4 protein-coding genes are annotated in these 2,891 nt (G+C 68.5%); 2 read left to right on the forward strand and 2 right to left on the reverse strand.

Annotated features, from left to right (window positions below):
* The first annotated feature begins 5 nt into the window (after positions 1-5).
* Complete coding sequence (locus tag ACVCAH_RS37640) at positions 6-167, forward strand: IS3 family transposase (protein WP_447140979.1); 162 nt, start codon at positions 6-8, stop codon at positions 165-167.
* A gap of 77 nt (positions 168-244) precedes the next feature.
* Positions 245-985 carry a hypothetical protein gene (locus tag ACVCAH_RS37645; protein ID WP_447140976.1) on the forward strand — a complete coding sequence of 247 codons (741 nt, stop codon included), beginning with the start codon at positions 245-247 and terminating at the stop codon, positions 983-985.
* A 102-nt stretch (positions 986-1,087) separates the two neighbouring features.
* Here the strand turns inward: ACVCAH_RS37645 and ACVCAH_RS37650 are convergent, their stop codons facing one another.
* A complete protein-coding gene (locus ACVCAH_RS37650) occupies positions 1,088-1,273 on the reverse strand; it encodes a hypothetical protein (protein ID WP_447140977.1) in 186 nt (61 codons plus the stop codon).
* 247 nt (positions 1,274-1,520) lie between these two features.
* Entirely contained in the window at positions 1,521-2,702 is a 1,182-nt protein-coding gene (locus tag ACVCAH_RS37655; protein WP_447140978.1) for an IS110 family transposase, read from the reverse strand.
* Positions 2,703-2,891: the final 189 nt, after the last annotated feature.

The following is a 2,891-nucleotide window of genomic DNA, read 5'->3' on the forward strand; positions in this document are numbered from 1 at the left end:
TCGAACTGCTCGACCGCCAGCCCTGGGCAACCCGCCAGGAACTGGCCAACGCCATCTTCGAATGGATCGAAGCCTGGTACAACCCGCGCCGACGCCACTCGAGCCTTGGCAACCTGTCCCCGATCGACTACGAACGACACCACACCCCGGCCGCAACCGCGGCCTGACCATCACACGGAAGCCGTCCGGGAAACCGGGGGAAGCTCACCACCGACGCTGGTGGCTCTCTGCAAGGATGGTGGCCATGGCGAGCTTCCACGCGCGGTACGTGTCCGGTGATCCCGACGACGTATGGCGCGACCTGCGCGGTCTTGGCCTACGGGTCTTCGACGCCCCGTACCGCGAGGACGCCGAGGCGGTGGCGCGCGAGTTCGCCGACCGTGCCCGCAGGAACGTCGAGACGCTCGTTGAGCGGCTGCAGGCACGGGGCTTCCGTGCAAAGGAGAACAACGACGAGGGGACGCCATGTCGCGCCCACGTTCCCCCGTCGCCGGGCGCGCCCGCGCTGGCCGACTGGCTGGAGGTGACGTTCGCGCCGTTCCCGATGACGATCAGCGCGTGGATCCGGCAGGTGGGCGATGTGTGGCTCGTCGGGGAATTGCCGGGTTGGCCGGCCAGCGTGCTCGCGGACCCGTTGGTGGTGCAGCTCGAGTGGGCCGAGCGGGGCGGCTCGCGCTCCTACTACGAGGCCGAGCACGCCGCGTACCTCAGGGACACCGCGCGCCGGGACGCCGGCATCCCGTTCCAGCTCGACTACGCGCCCGACGAGCTCCACAAGGCGAACATCAGCGGCGACGCGCCCTACGGCATCCACCTGCCCGGCCCCGGAATCGACGGGAAGGTGGGGCCCGCGATCTGGTTCGTCGACGATCTCAACACTGCGTTCGCGGCCGGCGGCTTTCCCGGTGCGCTGTGGGACGAGGGCTACCAGGAGCCGCCCGCCGGATTGCGTGAGTCGCTCGCCGCGGGGCTGCTGCGGCTCTGAGGCCGCCAGACGGCTGGCCGGTCAGACCCAGTTGACTCATCCGGTTAGTGCGTGAAACAGCCCCACCTGCAGGCATCACCGCAGGTGAACGCGACGCGGGCCTCACGAGCGCGGCACCGTGAGCCAACTCAGGTCACACTGCCGGAGCCGCTGCGCCACCGCCGCGTAGAACTCCGGGCTCCCCACATGGAGCATGGGGAACAGCACGAACTGCAACTGGCTGCCGGGACGCCGAAGGCGCAGCACCGCAAAGCGGGTCCCAATGATGCTGTGCTCGATGATCTGCATGCCCGCCCACCTGACCTATGCCGGCGCTGAGCTTCAAAGGTAGGCCCGGAGCGCAAGCCGGACGCGCCGACATCGCGGCTACTTGTTTCATTGACCTGCGACCGATGCCCGGCCAGGCTTCGGTCGAGGCGCCCGGGCTGTCGCTCTCATTGCGGCTGCCCACGCTGATTGTGTGGCTCTCATTTGGCCTGCGCAGTGCCGGGCGTCGCCCCATGGGCGGGGAGAGGCTCAAGAGCGCCTCTGTGTGTCAACCCATGCCGGTGGTGAATTGAGTTGATCTCTCGAGAGCTGTCGGTAGAGGACATTGGTCAGTCGCCGTTTTGAGAGCGCGTCGGGCTTCGGCAGGGGTCTTTCCTTCACTGAGTTTGCGCTGGTAGTAGACGCGGCCGGGGCCGGGATCGCGGGCCTGGCAGACGGCGATGGTGTGCAGGGCGGTATCGAGTTGCCGGTTGCCGGTGGGGTTGAGCCGGTGACGGCGTCGTTCGCCGCTGGAAGCCTCGAGTGGCGAGGTGCCGGCGTAGCTGGCGAAGTGGTCGGCGGTCGGGAACCGGGTGATGTCACCGACGTGGCCGAGGATCTTGGCGGCGATGATGTGCCCCACGCCGTGGATTGTGGTGATCGAGGAATGCGTCTCGGCCAAGACCTGCCGTATCTGGGCCTGGTTGGTGTCCAGACGCCGATCCAGGTGGCGCAGATCCGCGATCATCTCCCGAACCAGGTCACGGCGGCAGCTGTTCGTGGCGGTCAACAGCCGGATCCCGCGCAACAGTGCGGCGGCCTTGTCGGCGGTCAGGTCCAGCGCAGCGCCGCCGGGAATGAGGTCCCGGAGGAGGGCGTGGAGCCGGTTGAGCAGCCGGACGCGTTCGCGGGCCAGGTCGTCGCGGCGCTCGGAGAGCAGCCGCAGCCGGGTGTGATGATCTTCAGCGACGACTTGGCGCAGCCGCTGGTGCCGCGTGGCGGCGTGAGCGACGCTGGCCGCGTCAGCAGCGTCGGTTTTGCGGGTGCCGCCGCTGTCCAGCAGTCGGGCTCGGGCGGCGAGGGTGGCCGGCACATCCACGACGTCCTCGCCGGCGGCGGCCAGCAGTTGCGCGATGCCACGGCCCAGGCCCGCGGCGCCTTCGACAGCGAAACGGCGCTGAGGCCAGCGGGCGGCACAGCCGGTCAGCGTCTTGTATGCCGCGGCGTTGACTGTGATCCGCCGCGTGGCCAAGGGCTTGCCGGTTTCGTCGAGGGCGACAGCGGTCAGGGAGGGCTTGTGCGGGTCGATACCGATCGTGATCACGGGACGGCCGGGTTCCTTCCACCAGGCGAACAGGACGATCGCCGTGGCGGGCAGCCTGACTTGGGGAATCGGTGAGCACGCCTCTGTTGAGCCACGCCACGGCCGGGCAGCGGCCAGCGGCGGCACGCTCTTGAAGAGCCAACCCAAGGGCGGCAAGGGGTTTGCGGGCCAGTGCCGGCCGGTGCCCTGACGCTACGGACTGCAGACCCCAGCGCCTGGCCCCAGTACACAAGTCAGGGGTTTGCACTGCTCGAAGTAGTGTTTCGCACCGGGTTTGATGGAGACATCGAAACCTGGGAGGAACACCAGTAATGCCCGCACCGAAGAAGTACAACG

This window comes from Micromonospora sp. LZ34 (assembly GCF_052981855.1).